The 16,775-nt window shown below is 71.8% G+C and carries 13 protein-coding genes and 2 tRNA genes; 8 read left to right on the plus strand and 7 right to left on the minus strand.

The genetic code is table 11. The annotated features are described in order from the left end of the window. Nucleotides 1–4: 4 nt before the first annotated feature. Complete coding sequence (locus FGI33_RS05895) at nt 5–1,432, minus strand: helix-turn-helix transcriptional regulator (protein WP_237582376.1); 1,428 nt, start codon at nt 1,430–1,432, stop codon at nt 5–7. Nucleotides 1,433–1,541: 109 nt separating this feature from the next. Between FGI33_RS05895 and FGI33_RS05900 the strand changes: the two genes are divergently transcribed. The 5 genes from FGI33_RS05900 to FGI33_RS05920 all read left to right on the plus strand — a co-directional run bounded on the left by FGI33_RS05900 (nt 1,542) and on the right by FGI33_RS05920 (nt 7,610). Next, on the plus strand, nt 1,542–3,485 hold the full coding sequence (locus tag FGI33_RS05900) for a phosphoenolpyruvate carboxykinase (GTP) (RefSeq protein WP_237582377.1): 1,944 nt from the start codon (nt 1,542–1,544) through the stop codon (nt 3,483–3,485). 135 nt (nt 3,486–3,620) lie between these two features. Beyond that, the gene (gene valS / locus FGI33_RS05905) at nt 3,621–6,266 is read left to right on the plus strand and encodes a valine--tRNA ligase (RefSeq protein WP_237582378.1); all 2,646 of its coding nucleotides are present in this window, start codon (nt 3,621–3,623) and stop codon (nt 6,264–6,266) included. Then, the gene (locus tag FGI33_RS05910; protein ID WP_119403319.1) at nt 6,263–6,715 is read left to right on the plus strand and encodes a GNAT family N-acetyltransferase; all 453 of its coding nucleotides are present in this window, start codon (nt 6,263–6,265) and stop codon (nt 6,713–6,715) included. Before valS ends, FGI33_RS05910 begins: the two co-directional genes overlap by 4 nt. Continuing rightward, nucleotides 6,715–6,978 (plus strand): hypothetical protein, encoded by a 264-nt coding sequence (locus FGI33_RS05915; RefSeq protein ID WP_119434177.1) that lies wholly within the window; start codon nt 6,715–6,717, stop codon nt 6,976–6,978. Before FGI33_RS05910 ends, FGI33_RS05915 begins: the two co-directional genes overlap by 1 nt. A 137-nt stretch (nt 6,979–7,115) precedes the next feature. Next, complete coding sequence (locus tag FGI33_RS05920) at nt 7,116–7,610, plus strand: helix-turn-helix domain-containing protein (protein WP_119434178.1); 495 nt, start codon at nt 7,116–7,118, stop codon at nt 7,608–7,610. Between the two features lie 25 nt (nt 7,611–7,635). Here FGI33_RS05920 and FGI33_RS05925 read toward each other — a convergent pair whose 3' ends face one another. Beyond that, nucleotides 7,636–8,439: a methyltransferase domain-containing protein gene (locus FGI33_RS05925; RefSeq protein WP_119434179.1), complete on the minus strand. Its 804-nt coding sequence runs from the start codon at nt 8,437–8,439 to the stop codon at nt 7,636–7,638. 40 nt (nt 8,440–8,479) lie between these two features. Between FGI33_RS05925 and FGI33_RS05930 the strand changes: the two genes are divergently transcribed. Beyond that, nucleotides 8,480–10,543, plus strand: coding sequence for a M3 family metallopeptidase (locus FGI33_RS05930; RefSeq protein ID WP_119434180.1), 2,064 nt, complete (start codon nt 8,480–8,482; stop codon nt 10,541–10,543). Nucleotides 10,544–10,630: 87 nt separating this feature from the next. Here FGI33_RS05930 and clpX read toward each other — a convergent pair whose 3' ends face one another. After that, on the minus strand, nt 10,631–11,911 hold the full coding sequence (clpX, locus tag FGI33_RS05935) for an ATP-dependent Clp protease ATP-binding subunit ClpX (RefSeq protein WP_116055230.1): 1,281 nt from the start codon (nt 11,909–11,911) through the stop codon (nt 10,631–10,633). Nucleotides 11,912–12,077: 166 nt separating this feature from the next. Here clpX and sfnG point away from each other — a divergent pair, with 166 nt between their 5' ends. Further along, nucleotides 12,078–13,220 (plus strand): dimethylsulfone monooxygenase SfnG, encoded by a 1,143-nt coding sequence (gene sfnG, locus FGI33_RS05940; RefSeq protein WP_119434181.1) that lies wholly within the window; start codon nt 12,078–12,080, stop codon nt 13,218–13,220. Nucleotides 13,221–13,284: 64 nt separating this feature from the next. Here sfnG and FGI33_RS05945 read toward each other — a convergent pair whose 3' ends face one another. The 4 genes from FGI33_RS05945 to FGI33_RS05960 form a co-directional block, all read right to left on the minus strand. Further along, the gene (locus tag FGI33_RS05945; RefSeq protein ID WP_012038151.1) at nt 13,285–13,965 is read right to left on the minus strand and encodes an ATP-dependent Clp protease proteolytic subunit; all 681 of its coding nucleotides are present in this window, start codon (nt 13,963–13,965) and stop codon (nt 13,285–13,287) included. A 35-nt stretch (nt 13,966–14,000) separates the two neighbouring features. Continuing rightward, nucleotides 14,001–14,588, minus strand: coding sequence for an ATP-dependent Clp protease proteolytic subunit (locus FGI33_RS05950; protein WP_012038150.1), 588 nt, complete (start codon nt 14,586–14,588; stop codon nt 14,001–14,003). A gap of 174 nt (nt 14,589–14,762) precedes the next feature. Further along, nucleotides 14,763–16,220: a trigger factor gene (gene tig, locus FGI33_RS05955; protein WP_119434182.1), complete on the minus strand. Its 1,458-nt coding sequence runs from the start codon at nt 16,218–16,220 to the stop codon at nt 14,763–14,765. A gap of 65 nt (nt 16,221–16,285) precedes the next feature. Further along, nucleotides 16,286–16,361, minus strand: a tRNA-Pro gene (locus FGI33_RS05960). 191 nt (nt 16,362–16,552) lie between these two features. On the opposite strand from FGI33_RS05960, the gene FGI33_RS05965 reads away from it, so the two are divergent. Further along, nucleotides 16,553–16,626 (plus strand) — tRNA-Gly (locus tag FGI33_RS05965). Nucleotides 16,627–16,775: the final 149 nt, after the last annotated feature.

Genomic DNA, 16,775 nt, shown 5'->3' on the forward strand with positions numbered 1-16,775 from the left:
GGCGTCATTCCCCGGCGTGCCGGTCGAGGAACGCGTACAGCTCCCGGTCGTCCACCCCGGGGAACGCGCCGCGCGGCAGCGGCGCGAGGATGTGCGCGTGCAGCCGGGCGCTCGGCCAGGCCCGGTCGCGCCACCGGCCGGCGTCCTCGGGATCCGCGCGCCGGCAGCACGACTCGTCCGGGCACCGCGACACGCTGCGCGCCGTCGTCTCGCGTCCCCGGAACCACTTCGCGTGCCCGAACGGCACGCCGAAGGAGATGGAGTACTCGCCCTCGGAGGTGGATCCCGTCTGCGTCGAGCACCAGAACGTCCCCGCGGGCGTGTCCGTGTACTGGTGGAACTCGGTCGTGCGGTTCGTGCGGTCGAACGCGCCGCGCGCCGCCCACTCGCGGCACACCGGCTGCCCCTCGACCGCGCCGGTCACGTCGACGGGCAGCGGCAGGCCGTCGTTCTCGTACGCCTTGTAGACCGCGCCGTCGCCGCCCACGCGCAGGAAGTGCACGCGGAGGTCGAGGTGCGTGGTGCTGATGTTCGTGAGCCGGAGCGCGGCCGCCTCGTGCGTCACGCCGAACGCGTCGCGGAAGTCCTCCACCGCGAGGTCGCGCCGGGCCTTGGCCTCGGAGAGGAACGCGACCGACTGCGTCAACGGCATGAGGCACGCCGCCGCGAAGTAGTTGATCTCCAGCCGCTGCCGCAGGAAGTCCGCGTAGCTCGCGGGCTCCTCGTGCCCGAGCACGCGGTGCGCCATCGCCTGCAGGGCCATCGAGCGGAGGCCGTGGCCGCCGGGGATGGACGCGGGCGGCAGGTAGATCCGCCCCTCCCCGAGGTCGGTGACCGAGCGCGTCGATCGCGGCAGGTCGTCCACGTAGATGAGCTCGAACCCGAGCCCCTCGGCCATGCGGCTGACGCTGCGGTGCGACAGGGCGCCGCTCCGGTGGCCGACGTCCGCGAGCATCCGCTCGGCCAGCTCCTCGATGGCGGGGATGTGGTTGTCCTGCTGCCGCATCATGAGCCGCTGCTCGGTGTTCGCCCGCCTGGCCTCCTCGGGCGTCGCGATCGACTCGCGTGCGCGCCGCGCCAGCTCGCGGTGGAGACCCACGAGCGCCTCCAGCGTCTCCTGCGGGAGCGCGCGGCTCGCGGGCACGGCCGGCAGCCCGAGCGCGCCGTAGAGCGACGAGCGCTGCGCCCGGTCGAGCTCGATCTCGAGGGCCGAGCGCGCGTCCGGCGCGTCCGCCGCGAGCAGGTGTATGACGTCCACGCCGAGCGCGCCCGCGATCCGCCCGAGCGTCGACAGCCGCGTCTCGCGCCGGCCGTTCTCGATCATGCTCAGCTGGCTCGGCAGGATCCCCGCCCGCTCCCCCAGCGCCTGCAGCGTGAGCCCGGCGCCCTTCCGCGCGTGCCGGATGCGCCGGCCGATGACGAGCTGGTCCATTCCTTCACCTCTCCGTGAACATCCGCGGATCTTCACGCAGACGGATCCCCGAACCCCATCCTGACGGGTCGCACGCTGGAACGACAGACCGATCGAAGGGGACGGATCCATGACCACCATCCAGGCCGCACCACCCGCCACCGCCGCCGGCCGCGCACGCGCCGCCGCCGCCTCGCCCGCACCCCGGGCCGCCGGGCCCGACGCCGTCCCGCTCCCGCCCGGCGCTACCGCCCCCGCGCTTTGCCGCGACCCGCGCATCGCGGAGTGGGTGGCCGACGTCGCCCGGCTCACCCGCCCCGACCGCGTCGTCTGGTGCACGGGCAGCGTCGCCGAGTACGACCGCATCACGCGCGAGATGGTCGACGCCGGAACCCTCATCCGGCTGAACCCCGAGTGGCGCCCGCACAGCTTCCTCGCGCGGAGCGACCCGGCCGACGTCGCGCGCGTCGAGGACCGCACCTTCATCTGCTCCGCGGATCCCGCCGACGCCGGCCCCACGAACAACTGGCGCGACCCCGCGCGGACGCGCGCCGAGCTGGACGCGCTGCTCGCCGGATCCATGCGGGGCCGCACCCTGTACGTCGTCCCCTTCTCCATGGGCCCGCTCGGCGGCGCCATCTCGCAGCTCGGCGTGCAGATCACCGACAGCCCCTACGTCGTGGCGAGCATGGCGCTCATGACCCGGATGGGCGACGATGCGCTGCGCCTCATCGGACCCGACACCGCGTGGGTCCGCGCGCTGCACGGCCTCGGCGCGCCGCTCGTGGACGACCGCGGCCGCCGCACGGCCGACGTGCCGTGGCCGCACAACGCCGACAAGCGCATCTGCCACTTCCCCGAGGCCCGCGAGATCATCTCGTTCGGCTCGGGCTACGGCGGCAACGCGCTGCTCGGCAAGAAGTGCTTCTCGCTCCGGATCGCCTCGGTGATGGCGCGCGACGAGGGGTGGCTCGCGGAGCACATGCTCCTCATCCGGATCACGAGCCCCGAGGGCCGCCGCTTCCACGTCGCGGCCGCGTTCCCGTCGGCGTGCGGCAAGACCAACCTCGCGATGCTCACCCCGACGATCCCCGGGTGGACGGTCGAGACGCTGGGCGACGACATCGCCTGGCTCCGCCCGGACGCGCAGGGCCGCCTCCGCGCCGTGAACCCCGAGCGCGGGCTCTTCGGGGTGGCGCCCGGCACGGGCGAGTCCACGAACCCCGTCGCCATGGCGACCGTGTGGGGCAACGCGATCTTCACGAACGTCGCCATCCGCCCCGACGGCGACGTGTGGTGGGAGGGCATGACGCCGAGGCCGCCCGCCGGTCTCGTCGACTGGCGGGGGCAGCCCTGGTCGCCCGCCTCCGGCGCACCCGCCGCCCACCCGAACGCGCGCTTCACCGTGGGCCTGGAGCAGTGCCCGTCGCTCGCCGACGACTGGGACGACCCCGACGGCGTCGTGGTCGACGCGATCCTCTTCGGCGGGCGCCGCGCCACGAACGTCCCGCTCGTCGCGGAGGCGGACGACTGGGAGCACGGCGTCTTCGTCGGGGCGACCATGGCGTCCGAGCGGACGGCCGCCGCCGAGGGCCGGGTCGGCGAGCTCCGCCACGACCCCTTCGCGATGCAGCCGTTCTGCGGCTACGACATGGCGGACCACTGGCGGCACTGGCTCGAGGTGGGGCGAGGCCTCGGCGCGGGCGCGCCCCGCGTCTTCCAGGTCAACTGGTTCCGGAAGGGCGAGGACGGTACCTTCCTCTGGCCCGGCTTCGGCGAGAACGCGCGCGTGCTGGAGTGGATCGTGCGGCGGCTGGACGGCCGCGTGCCCGTCCGCCCGTCGCCCGTCGGCGGCCTGCCCCGGGCGGAGGACATCGACGTGGCCGGTCTCGAGCTCGCGGCGGGAGCGCTCGACGAGCTGCTGTCGCTGGATCCCGAGCTCTGGCTCGAGGAGCTCGACGCCGTGGACGCCCACTTCGCCCGCTTCGGCGGCCGCGTTCCCGCGGAGCTGACGGACCGCGTGCACGCCATGCGCCGCCGCTTCCGCGAGGCCGCCGCGACCGCCTCCGACTGAGACCGGCGGCCTCACGCGGGGGCGCCTCCGCCCCCGCATCCGGCCGCCGCGCCCCCATCCGGTAGCCTGGATCCCGCACAGAAGGCACCTCACCATCGACACGGTGCCGTCCACATCGAGGGAACCGGAGCACGCATGGCTGACGAACGACGTCCGGACACCGCGCAGGAGACGACCGGACAGGTCGCCCGGGTCCCCGACAAGCCCGCCCTCGAGGGCCTCGAGGCCAAGTGGGGCGAGCGCTGGCAGGCCGACGGCACGTACGACTTCCGCCGCGACGAGGCCGCCACCGGCACCGTCTTCTCGATCGACACCCCGCCGCCCACGGCGAGCGGGTCCCTGCACATCGGCCACGTCTTCAGCTACACGCACACCGACGTCATCGCCCGCTACCGCCGCATGCGCGGTGAGAGCGTCTTCTACCCGCTCGGCTGGGACGACAACGGGCTCCCCACCGAGCGCCGCGTCCAGAACTTCTACGGCGTCCGCTGCGACCCGACGCTCCCCTACGACCCGGCGTACCAGCCGGCCGAGACCGGCGGCACGTCGAAGCCGGGCGACCAGCAGCCCATCTCCCGCCGCAACTTCATCGAGCTCTGCGAGCGCCTCACCGAGGAGGACGAGAAGCAGTTCGAGGACCTCTTCCGCGCGCTCGGCCTGAGCGTCGACTGGCGCCAGAGCTACCGGACCATCGGCGCCGAGGCGCAGGTCGCCTCGCAGCGCGCGTTCCTCCGCAACCTCGCCCGCGGCGAGGCCTACCAGGCCGACGCGCCCACCCTGTGGGACGTCACCTTCCGCACCGCGGTCGCGCAGGCCGAGCTCGAGGACCGCGAGCAGCCGAGCGCCTACCACCGCCTCGCGTTCCACCGCCCGGACGGCGACGACGTGATCATCGACACCACGCGCCCCGAGCTCCTCGCCGCGTGCGTCGCCCTCGTCGCGCACCCGGATGACGAGCGCTACCAGGGCCTGTTCGGCACCACCGTCACCACTCCGGTCTTCAGCGTCGAGGTGCCCGTGCTCGCGCACCATCTCGCGCAGCCCGACAAGGGATCCGGCATCGCCATGGTCTGCACCTTCGGCGACCTCAACGACGTCGTCTGGTGGCGCGAGCTGCAGCTGGAGAACCGCGCGATCGTGGGCTTCGACGGCCGCATCGTCTCCGAGGCGCCCGCCGCGATCACGTCGGAGGCCGGCCGCGAGGCGTACGCCATGCTCGCCGGCAAGACCGTCTTCTCCGCGAAGGCCGCCGTGGTCGAGCTCCTCACGGCCTCCGGCGAGCTCATCGGCGATCCGCGCAAGATCACCCACCCCGTGAAGTTCTACGAGAAGGGCGACAAGCCCCTCGAGATCGTCTCCACCCGCCAGTGGTACATCCGCAACGGCGGCCGGGACGAGGAGCTGCGCGCGGGCCTCCTTTCCCGCGGCCGCGAGATCGCGTTCGTGCCCGACTTCATGCGCGTGCGCTACGAGAACTGGGTCGGCGGCCTCAACGGCGACTGGCTCGTCTCCCGCCAGCGCTTCTTCGGCGTGCCGCTGCCCGTCTGGTACCCGCTCGACGCCGACGGCAACCCGGAGTTCGAGAGGGCCATCACGCCCACCGAGGACCAGCTGCCCGTCGACCCGTCGTCGGATCCCGCCCCCGGCTACTCCGAGGACCAGCGCGGCGTCCCCGGCGGCTTCCAGGGCGAGCTCGACGTCATGGACACCTGGGCCACCTCCTCCCTCACCCCGCAGCTCGCGGGCGGGTGGGAGCGCGACCCGGAGCTGTTCGACCTCGTCTTCCCGTTCTCGATGCGCCCGCAGGGCCAGGACATCATCCGCACGTGGCTCTTCTCCACCGTCCTCCGGGCCGAGCTGGAGCACGGAGCGGCGCCCTGGACGACCGCCGCGATCTCCGGCTGGATCCTCGACCCCGACCGCAAGAAGATGTCGAAGTCCAAGGGCAACGTCGTCACCCCCGCGGCCACGCTCGAGCAGTTCGGCTCCGACGCGGTGCGCTACTGGGCCGCGTCCGCGCGCCTCGGCGTCGACGCCGCGATGGACCCGCAGAACCCGACGCAGATCAAGATCGGCCGCCGGCTCGCGATCAAGGTCCTCAACGCCGCGAAGTTCATCCTCTCCTTCGAGGCCCCGGAGGGCGCCCGCGCCACCCACGCCATCGACGTCGGGATGCTCGCGGCCCTCGCCGAGGTCGTCGAGACCGCCACCACGGCGCTCGAGGAGTACGACCACGCCCGCGCGCTCGAGGTCACGGAGAGCTTCTTCTGGACGTTCTGCGACGACTACCTCGAGCTCGTCAAGGACCGCGCCTACTCGGCGGACGCCGATCCGGCCGACCGGGGATCCGCGGTCGCCGCGCTCCGCGAGGCCCTCGACGTGCTCCTGCGCCTGTTCGCGCCCTTCGTGCCGTTCGCGGCGGAGGAGGCGTGGAGCTGGTCGCACGACGGCTCGATCCACACCGCCGCCTGGCCCACCGCGCCGAACCCGGACGCCCCGGCGACCGGCGGCGCGGCCGACCCGCGGCTGCTCGCCCTCGCGGGTCGCGCGCTCGTGGGGATCCGCCGCGCCAAGACCGACGCCAAGGCCTCGCAGAAGACGCCCGTCGCCGAGGCCGTCGTCTCCGCGTCGCCCGAGGACATCCGCTCGCTCGAGCTCGTGGCGCGGGACCTCCGCGCCGTGGGCCGCATCACCGACCTGACCTTCACCGAGGGGGACGGCCCCGCCGTCACCCGCATCACGCTCGCGACCGCCGAGCAGCACGAGGAGACCGACGCATGACCATCTCGATCCGCCCCGTCCGCGACGGCGACTTCTTCCCCTGGTTCGACCTGTTCGCGGGCTACGCGGAGTTCTACGGCACCGAGCTGACCGACGAGAACGCTGTCCTCGCGTGGAGCCACCTCATCGACGAGCGGCACGCGAGCTCCGCGCTCGTCGCGGTCGACGACGCCCACGAGGGCGCCCTCGTCGGCCTCGCGCACTTCCACCGCTTCTCGCGCCTCGCGCGCGGCACCGACGGCCTGCTGGTCGACGACCTGTACGTGCGCGAGATCTCGCGCCGCCAGGGCGTCGGCGAGAAGCTGCTCGGCGCGGTCGCCGAGGTCGCGCGCCGCGACGGCGCCGGCATGCTCCGGTGGATCACCGCCGAGGACAACGCCGACGCGCAGCGCCTCTACGATCGGGTCGCCCGCCGCACCACGTGGGTCACCTACGAGCAGGACGTCTGATGCAGCTCGGCACCCGCTGGCCCGTCGGCGGCATCGCCCCGGCTGACCTGCCCGAGGTCGTGCTGCTCGCCGTGAAGACGGTCGAGCAGGACGTCGTCGCGCTCGCGACCGACACCTCGCAGTGGCGCTGGACGCTCACCTGGCTCGAGCGGAAGCCCGTCGTCGAGCTCGACGACGGCACCGTGATCCGCTACGACCCCGTGGAGGACGCGGCGACCATCACGATCCCCGGCGAGTCCACGGACGACCCCTTCGACGACTGACCCCCGACCCGGGCGACCTCCGCGCGACAGAGCCCGCGCCCGTCCCGCGTCCGTCGAGCGCCCGCCCGGCCCCGGTGGGCGGTCTCGACGTGCGCTGGCCGGACAGCGGCCACCCATCGCCCATGACAGGGGACCACATGCACATCGACGCCCTCGGCGCCCATCCCGTCTCGTCCCCTGACAGCGCGGGCGAGTCCACCGGACGACCCGGGGACGACGAGCTCCGCATCCTGGCCGACGCCGTGATGTCCCTGTCCGACGACATGCACGAGGCGCTCCTCCCCGTCTGGGAGCCGCTGACCGGGCTCCAGGTGCTCTTCCTGCGCATCATCGCCCGATACGACCGGGTGACCCGCCAGGACCTCATGAGCAGGTGCCGGACCTCCCGCGCCGCCGTCACGCCCGGGCTCGCCAGCATGGTCCACCGGGGATACGTCGTCGAGACGCCGGACGGCGCGGAGACCGTCCTCACCCTCGGCCCCGAGGGCAGCGCGATGCTCGCGGCGATGGAGCGCGCCCGCGTCGCCTTCGTGCGCCACGCCCTGGAGGCGCACGACGGCCGGCTCGACGGCGACGTCGACCGGACCTCGACCGTCATCCGGAGCCTCCGCGAGGCGACCACGACCGCGTGAGCGCAGCGGCCGCGACCGCTCCCGGTCAGCGCCGGGCGAGGATCTCCCCGTGCGGCATCGCCAGGAAGCCGTCGTCGTCCGCGGCCCAGTCCTGCCAGCCGGCGCGGATCGCCTGCAGGTCGTCGTCCGTCGCGAAGCCGCCGTCGCGCGCCTGGCCCGCGAACGCGGACGCCACCGCGCGGTCGGCCCACGCGCCGCCCCACCAGGCCCGCTCGTCGTCGGAGGAGAAGCACCACACCGACGCGCTCGACGCGATCTCGGTGAAGCCCGCCTCCCGCGCCCAGGCCTTGAGACGGGATCCCGCGTCGGGCTCGCCGCCGTTCGCCCGGTGCACGGGCAGGTACACGTCGGCCCAGAGCCGCAGCCCGTCCGACTCGGGGAACAGCGCGACCTTCGAGTAGATGACGTCGCGCGCCGCCACCAGGCCGCCGGGACGGGTCACGCGGCGCATCTCCGCCAGCGCGCGGACGGGGTCGCCGACGTGCTGCAGCACCTGGTGCGCGTGCACGACGTCGAAGGACGCGTCCGCGTACGGCAGCTCGTACACGGATCCCGTGACGAACTCGACGTTGGCCGTCCCGCGCGCGGCGGCGAGCTCCGACGCCTGCCGCACGACGTCCTCCGACATGTCGAGGCCCACGACGCGCCCCGGCGCGACGAGGTCGGCGAGCTCGACCGTGATGGTCCCGGGTCCGCTCCCCACGTCCAGCACGTCCAGGCCCGGACGCAGGTGCGGCTCCAGGTAGGCGGCGGAGTTCCGGACGGTCCGCGCGCTGTGCACGCGGAGGACGCTCTCGTGGTGGCCGTGGGTGTATCGCTCGATCTTCACCCCCCCGAGCCTAGGTCGCCGCCCGGCCTAGGCTCGGAACATGACGACGCCCCCGAACCCCTTCCTCGAGCCGAGCACCCTCCCCTACGGCATGCCCCCCTTCGCCGATATCCGGGAGGAGCACTTCCGTCCCGCCTTCGAGGCCGGCATCGCCGAGCACCTCGCGGAGGTGCGCGCCATCGCGGGGTCGACGGAGCCGCCGTCCTTCGAGAACACGCTCGTCGCGCTCGAGCGGTCCGGCCGGATCCTCGACCGCGTCGGCCACGTCTTCTTCACCCTCACCTCGTCGGACAGCTCCCCCTTCACGCGCGAGCTCGAGTCGGAGATCGCGCCCGAGCTCGCCGCGCACGAGGACGCGATCCGCCTCGACTCCGCGCTCTACGCCCGCATCCGCGCCGTCCACGACGCGCGCCACGACTCCGGCCTCCACGCGGAGTCCGTCTACCTCGTCGAGCGCTACCTGGCCGAGTTCACGATCGCCGGCGCCGGGCTCGACGACGACGCCAAGGGCCTGCTCCGCGACCTCAACCGCCGCCTGTCCGTCCTCACGACGCGCTTCGAGTCGAACCTGCTCGAGGACACCAACGACCTCGCCGTCGTGGTCGACGACGTGGCGGAGCTCGACGGCCTGGGCGACGGCGCCATCGCGGCCGCCGCGCAGGCCGCCGCCGACCGCGGGCTGGAGGGCAAGCACCTCATCACGCTCGTGCTGCCCACCGGGCACCCCTACCTGTCGCAGCTGACGGACCGCGGGCTGCGCCAGCGGATCATGGAGGCGTCGCTCGCCCGCGGATCCCGCGGGAACGACCACGACAACCGCCCGCTCGTGCTCGAGATCACCCGGCTCCGCGCCGAGCGCGCCGCGCTCCTCGGCTTCCCGAGCCACGCCGCCGCCGTCACCGCCGACCAGACGGCCCGCACGCCCGAGGCCGTCGCCGACATGCTCGGCCGCCTCGCCCCGGCCGCGGCCCGCAACGCCCGCGCCGAGGCCGTCGAGCTGCAGCGCGTGATCGACCGCACGCAGGAGGAGCGCGGTGAGCCGTCGTTCGAGCTCGCCGCCTGGGACTGGGCCTTCTACAGCGAGAAGGTGCGCACCGAGCGCTACGACGTCGACACCGAGCGGATGCGCCCGTACCTCGAGGCCGACCGCGTGCTGCGCGACGGGGTCTTCCGGGCGGCCACGGAGCTCTACGGCGTCACCTTCACGGAGCGCGACGACATCGTCGCCTACCACCGCGACGCGCGCGTCTTCGAGGTGCGCGACGAGGACGGATCCCCCGTGGGCCTCTACGTGCTCGACCTGCACACGCGCGACTCGAAGCGCGGCGGCGCGTGGATGAACCCGCTCATCTCGCAGAGCGCACTGCTCGACACGCCCACGGTCGTGCTCAACAACCTCAACGTGCCGAAGCCGCCCGCCGGCCAGCCCACGCTCCTCAGCTACGACGAGACGAACACCCTGTTCCACGAGTTCGGCCACGCGCTGCACGGGCTCTTCGCGCGCGTGACCTACCCGCGGTTCGCCGGCACGAACGTCTTCCGCGACTTCGTCGAGTTCCCCAGCCAGGTGAACGAGATGTGGATGCTGTGGCCCGAGATCCTCGGCTCCTACGCCGTGCACCACGAGACGGGCGAGCCGATGCCCGCCGAGCTCGTCGCCGCGGTCCAGGCGTCCAGCGCGTTCAACGAGGGCTTCCTCACGAGCGAGTATCTGGGCGCCGCGCTCCTCGACCAGGCCTGGCACCGGATCGGCGTCGACGACCGCGTCGAGGACGTCGACGCGTTCCAAGCGGACGCGCTCGCCGCCGTCGGCCTCGACGTGCCGGCCGTCCTCCCCCGCTACGCGTCGAGCTACTTCCAGCACACCTTCGCGGGCGGCTACGACGCCGGCTACTACTCCTACATCTGGAGCGAGGTGCTGGACGCCGACACCGTCGAGTGGTTCCACGAGAACGGCGGCCTCACGCGGGCGAACGGCGACCGGTTCCGCGCGCGGCTCCTCGGCGTCGGCGGATCGAAGGACCCGCTGGAGGCGTACCGCGACTTCCGCGGCCGCGACGCCGTGATCGAGCCGCTCCTCGAGCGCCGGGGCCTCGCCGACTGATCCCACGCCGCGGATGACGAGAGCGCCGCGCCCCTCAGGGGGTGCGGCGCTCTCGTCGTGCGGCGGCCGGTCGGCGGGCCGGCCGGATCAGGCGGACTTCTCCGCGCGCAGCATCGAGGCGCGCGGCACGATGGTCGGCGCGGCATTCTGCACGACCGACTCGCGCGTGATGACCACGCGACCCACCTCGTCGTCCGAGGGGATGTCGAACATGATCGGCCCGAGCACCTCCTCGAGGATGGCCCGGAGGCCGCGTGCGCCCGTCTGGCGCAGGACGGCGAGGTCGGCGATGGACTCCAGGGCGCCCTGCTCGAACTCCAGCTCCACGCCGTCGAGCTCGAACATGCGCTGGTACTGGCGCACGAGCGCGTTGCGCGGCTTGGTGAGGATCTCCATGAGCGCGCGCTGGTCGAGCTGCGTCACCGTGGTGACGACGGGGAGGCGCCCGATGAACTCCGGGATGAGGCCGAACTTGTGCAGGTCCTCCGGCAGCACCTCGCCGAACACGTCGGCGTTGACGTCCTTGCGGTGGAGCGGGGCGCCAAAGCCGATGCCCTTCTTGCCCGCGCGCTGGCTGATGATGTCCTCGAGCCCGGCGAAGGCGCCCGCGACGATGAAGAGCACGTTGGTCGTGTCGACCTGGATGAACTCCTGGTGCGGGTGCTTGCGGCCGCCCTGCGGCGGGACCGAGGCGACCGTGCCCTCGAGGATCTTCAGCAGCGCCTGCTGCACGCCCTCGCCCGACACGTCGCGCGTGATGCTCGGGTTCTCCGCCTTGCGCGCGATCTTGTCGACCTCGTCGATGTAGATGATCCCGGTCTCGGCGCGCTTCACGTCGTAGTCCGCGGCCTGGATGAGCTTCAGGAGGATGTTCTCGACGTCCTCGCCCACGTAGCCCGCCTCGGTGAGGGCGGTCGCGTCCGCGACCGCGAAAGGCACGTTCAGGCGCTTCGCCAGCGTCTGCGCGAGGTACGTCTTGCCGCAGCCGGTGGGGCCGATGAGGAGGATGTTGCTCTTGGCGATCTCGATCTCGTCGCCCACGGTCTCGGCCGGCCCGATGGTGCCGACGGCGCGGACGCGCTTGTAGTGGTTGTAGACCGCGACGGACAGGGCGCGCTTGGCGGCCTCCTGGCCGATGACGTACTCGTCGAGGAAGCCGAAGATCTCCTTCGGCTTGGGGAGGTCGAACTCGCCCGTGGTCTCCTCGCTGGCCTCGGCCAGGCGCTCCTCGATGATCTCGTTGCAGAGCTCCACGCACTCGTCGCAGATGTAGACGCCCGGTCCCGCGATCAGCTGCTGGACCTGCTTCTGGCTCTTCCCGCAGAAGGAGCACTTGAGCAGATCCGCGCTCTCGCCGATGCGTGCCATGGAAGCCTCCCCGGAAGTCGTGCGGTGTTCCACGAGCCTAACCCGTGCATGAGACATCCCCCGGACCCCTGGGAGCACGGCCCGTCGCGTGCCATGATCCGCGCGGTGGCCGTCACACGGCGCAACACAGGGGGTGCGCCCCAGGGCACGCCCCCACCATGTCCGCATGACCGAGAACACCGCCACCGCATCCCCCGACGCGCTGTCCTTCGCCTACTGGGTCCCCAACGTCTCGGGCGGCCTCGTGACGAGCGACATCGAGCAGCGCACCCACTTCGACTTCGACTTCAACGTCCGCGTCGCGCAGCTCGCCGAGAGGCGTGGCTTCGACTACGCGCTGAGCCAGGTGCGGTACGCCGCGTCCTACGGCGCCGACCAGCAGCACGAGTCCACGTCGTTCTCGCTCGGCCTCCTGCTCGCGACGGAGAGGCTCAAGGTGATCGCCGCCGTGCACCCGGGGCTCTGGCACCCGGGCGTGCTCGCCAAGTGGATCATCACGGCCGACCACATGTCGCACGGCCGCGCCGCCGTCAACGTCGTCTCCGGCTGGCTGAAGGACGAGTTCGTCGGCTTCGGCGAGCCGTGGCTCGAGCACGGGGAGCGCTACCGCCGCACCGAGGAGTTCATCCGGGTGCTCCGCGGCCTCTGGACGGAGCGGGAGTTCACGCACCTGGGCGACTTCTACCGGATCCACGACTTCACGCTGAAGCCGCCGCCCGTCGCCGTGCCCGGCCGCGCGCACCCGGAGATCTTCATGGGCGGCAACAGCACGGACGCGCGCGAGATGGGCGGCCGCGTCACGGACTGGTACTTCTCGAACGGCAAGGACTACGCCGGCTTCGAGGAGCAGCGCGCCGACGTGCTCGCCTCGGCCCGCGCCGCCGGTCGCACTCAGCGGGTCAAGTTCGGCCTCAACGGCTTCGTCATCGCGCGCGACACCGAGCGGGAGGCGCAAGACGTGCTCGAGGAGATCATCGCCAAGGCGAACCCCGACGCCGTCGAGGGCTTCCGTCAGGCCGTGAAGCAGGCCGGGGCGTCCACCGGCGACGGCAAGGGCATGTGGTCGGACTCGACCTTCCGCGACCTCGTGCAGTACAACGACGGCTTCCGCACGGGCCTCATCGGCACGCCGGAGCAGATCGCGCGCCGCATGGTCGAGTACCGGAAGCGCGGGGTCGACCTGCTGCTGCTCGGCTTCCTGCACTACCTCGAGGACATCGAGGTGTTCGGCACGCGGGTGCTGCCCATCGTGCGCGAGCTCGAGCGGGAGGCGATCGAGCGCGGCGAGCTGGAGGAGCCCGCCGCCTGATCCTCCGTGGACACGGCGAAGGGGCGGTCGGCTGATGCCGACCGCCCCTTCCGTCCGTGCGGGCCTAGCGGGCGGGGATCGCCGCCGTCAGGTTCTTGCGCGAGGTGAGCACCTGGTCGATGAGGCCGTACTCCAGGGCCTCGTCGGCGCCCAGGATCTTGTCGCGCTCGATGTCGCGGTTGATCTGGTCGCGGTCGCGGTTGGTGTGCTTCGCGAGCGTGTCCTCGAGCCAGGAGCGCATGCGCATGATCTCCGCGGCCTGGATCTCGATGTCGGACGCCTGTCCGCCGCTCGACTCGCCCGTGGCCGGCTGGTGGATGAGCACGCGCGCGTTGGGGAGCGCCAGGCGCTTGCCGGGCGCGCCGCCCGCGAGCAGCACGGCCGCGGCCGAGGCCGCCTGGCCGAGGCAGACCGTCTGGATCTGCGGCGAGACGTACTGCATCGTGTCGTAGATCGCCGTCATGGCCGTGAACGAGCCGCCGGGCGAGTTGATGTACATGACGATGTCGCGGTCGGGGTCCATCGACTCGAGCACGAGGAGCTGGGCCATGACGTCATCCGCGGACGCGTCGTCGACCTGCACGCCGAGGAAGATGATGCGGTCCTCGAAGAGCTTCGCGTACGGGTCCTGGCGCTTGTACCCGTAGGCCGTGCGCTCCTCGAAGCTGGGGAGGATGTACCGCGACGACGGGCTCGTGGCGGTGGAGCCGGCGCCGCGGGCGCCGCCGAAGGTGGGGAGTTCCATGTTCTTCTTCTCTGCCTGTCTCTTCTGTCTGTCGCTCAGGAGGTCTCGGTGCCGCCGCCGCCGACGACGTCGGTCGCGGACTCGCGGATGTGGTCGACGAAGCCGTACTCGAGGGCCTCCTGGGCGGTGAACCAGCGGTCGCGGTCGCCGTCCTCGTTGATCTGCTCGGCCGTCTTGCCGGTCTGGCCCGCGGTGATCTCGGCGAGGCGCTGCTTCATCGAGAGGATGAGCTGGGCCTGCGTCTGGATGTCGCTCGACGTGCCGCCGAATCCGCCGTGGGGCTGGTGGAGCAGCACGCGCGCGTTCGGCGTGATGTAGCGCTTGCCCTTGGTGCCGCTCGTGAGCAGCAGCTGGCCCATGGACGCGGCCATGCCGATGCCGACGGTGACGATGTCGTTGGGGACGAACTGCATGGTGTCGTAGATGGCCATTCCCGCGGTGATGGAACCGCCGGGCGAGTTGATGTACAGGAAGATGTCCTTCTCGGAATCCTCCGCCGCCAGCAGCAGGATCTTCGCGCAGATCTCGTTCGCGTTGTCGTCGCGGACCTCGGATCCGAGCCAGATGATGCGGTCCTTCAGCAGTCGGTCAAAAACACCGGGTACCAGTGTCGGTTCGGCCATTGTTCGAGCTCCCATTCATTCGTCGCTTCGAGTCATGAATCTATCGGAGCGCATCCGCCCCGACGCCCGTGTTCGCCGCGGGCGGAGCGCGGCCGCCGGACGCACGAGGGCCCGGGGAGCATGCGCTCCCCGGGCCCTCGTCGCTCCGCCGGTCGGGACCGGCGGATGAGGTGACTACTCGGAGTCGGCGGCCTTCTCGGCGGCCTTCTTCTTCGCGGGCGCCTTCTTCTTCGGCTTCTCGGCGGGAGCCTCGTCGCCGACGGGCGCCTCCTCGGCCTCCTCGGCGGGAGCGTCGGCCACGACGGCCTCGGCGTCCGCGTCGGCGGCGGGCTCCGCAGACACGGCGTCCGCGTCGCGCACGACGGGCTGCGTGAACTCGGTCACGTCGACGACCTTGCCGTCGGCGTCCACGACCTTCGCCTTGTCGAGCACGACCGCGAGGGCCTTGTTGCGCGCGACCTCGCCGACCATGGCGGGGATCTGGTTGTTCTGCTGCAGCACCTGGACGAACTCGTTCGGCTCCATGTTGTACTGCTGCGCGCCCTGGATGAGGTACTGGGTCAGCTCGTCCTGGCTGACCTTCAGCTCCTCCTTCTCGGCGATGACGTCGAGGAGCAGCTGCTGGCGGAAGGCCTTCTCGCTGGACTCCTTGACCTCGGCGCGGTGCACGTCGTCCTCGAGGCGGTTCTCGTTCTCGAGGTGGCGGTGCACCTCGTCCTCGACGAGCTTCTCGGGCACGGGGATCTCGACGCCCTCGAGGAGCTTGTCGACGATCTGGTCGCGGGCCTGGGTGACCTGGCCGAAGACCTTGGACTTGCCGACCTGGACCTTGAGGTCCGCGCGCAGCTCCTCGATGGTGTCGAACTCGCTGGCGATCTGCGCGAAGTCGTCGTCGGCCTCGGGCAGCTCGCGCTCCTTGACGGACTGGACGGTGACGGCGATCTCGGCCGTCTCGCCCTCGTTGTCGCCGCCGAGCAGCTTCGACTCGAAGGTGGTGCTCTCGCCGGCGGTGAGGGACTCGAGGGCCTCGTCGATGCCGTCGATGAGGTCGCCGGAGCCGAGCTCGTAGGAGATGCCGCTCGCGGTGTCGACGGCGTTGCCGGCGATCGTGGCGGTGAGGTCGATCTGGACGAAGTCGCCCGTCTTCGCGGGGCGGTCGACCGTGATCAGCGTGCCGAAGCGGCTGCGCAGGCTGTCCAGCTCGGTGCCGACCTCGTCGTCGGTGACCTCGACGGAGTCCACGGTGAGCTCGAGGCCCTCGTACGCGGGAAGGTCGAACTCGGGGCGGACGTCGACCTCGATCTCGAGGAGGAGGTCGCCGGTGAGGTCCTTGCCGGGCCACTCCTTGACGTCGGCCTCGGGGCGGCCGAGGGGACGGATGTCCGTCTCCTTGACGGCAGCCTGGTAGAAGCCGTCCATGCCGTCGTTGACGGCATGCTCCAGCACGGCCTCGCGGCCGACGCGCTGGTCGATGATGGGCGGCGGCACCTTGCCCTTGCGGAAGCCGGGGATGGCGACCTGCTCGGCGATGTGGCCGTATGCGTGGTCGATGTGCGGCTTCAGGTCTTCGGGGGTGGCAGAGATCGCGAGCTTGACGCGCGTGGGGCTCAGCTTTTCGACCGTGGTCTTCACGTGTGGAGTTCTCCTGTAATCGCGGTACGCGCCTCGGCTGAGACGGCATTTCGTCGTCGGGGATGTGGTCGGGGCGACAGGACTCGAACCTGCGGTCTTCCGCTCCCAAAGCGGACGCGCTAGCCACTACGCTACGCCCCGGCTGCCACGCATTCCCTCGGTCGCAGCGGGCGCCGTGCCCCTCTTCGTGCAGGCGCGCGGAAGCCGATCCGACCGTGGCACAGCCTATCCGACTCGTGCCCGCCGCTGGTCACCGGCGACGGGAGCCTGCGCTACGCTGGATCCCGCGCATCCGGAGCACGGCCCCTCGAGGGCGGCGGTCCGGGCATCGCGGGGATGTAGCTCAATGGTAGAGCCTCAGTCTTCCAAACTGATCACGCGGGTTCGATTCCCGTCATCCCCTCCACATCCTCCTCATCAGCTCGCGTGTCCGGCATGGATCGTCCTCCCCAGCCCGGTCACGGCGCCGCCCCTCCCCCGTTCGGGGCGAGCCGACGAGTCCCGCCCGTCGGCCGGATAGCGTCCTGCTCCGTGGATAGCCTGGGAGCTTCCGCA

The organism is Clavibacter phaseoli (genome assembly GCF_021922925.1).
In the GTDB taxonomy this organism is placed as follows: Bacteria; Actinomycetota; Actinomycetes; order Actinomycetales; family Microbacteriaceae; genus Clavibacter; species Clavibacter phaseoli.